This window comes from Dietzia massiliensis (assembly GCF_018390595.1).
Lineage (GTDB): Bacteria > Actinomycetota > Actinomycetes > Mycobacteriales > Mycobacteriaceae > Dietzia > Dietzia massiliensis.
This window is the reverse complement of record NZ_JAHBAV010000317.1, coordinates 1-357: the sequence shown is the minus strand read 5'-3', so window position 1 is coordinate 357 and position 357 is coordinate 1. Positions and strand designations below refer to the sequence as shown.

The following is a 357-nucleotide window of genomic DNA, read 5'->3' as shown; positions in this document are numbered from 1 at the left end:
GTAACTGCATCATCCAAAGCAGCAAATACGGCTTCATCAGATTCTTGACCAAAATCATCATTTTCATCAAATACTTTAAAGAACATGATTTGAGCATCATAAGCGGCACCTTTAACGCCGGAAATTTCATCATAACCTTCACCGCCATTACCGGCAACAATTCCACTAACATGTGTACCATGACTACTAGAATCCCCATCCCATGCATCTAAATCACCGCAAGCATAATCAACAGAGAATGGAACTTTAGAGTTATAATAGAAATCTCCATTTAAAATATCTTGTTGTACATCTTCTGAAAAACCAGTTTCATCAAAACCATGGAACCAACTTCCCCAACCTTCTACAAATAAGTTT

Annotated in this window: 1 protein-coding gene; it reads right to left on the bottom strand. The window is 37.3% G+C overall.

Annotated elements, in window-relative coordinates; translation table 11 throughout:
- Positions 1–357: S8 family serine peptidase (locus KHA85_RS20670; protein ID WP_213186738.1), on the bottom strand; the 357-nt coding region annotated here is incomplete at both ends.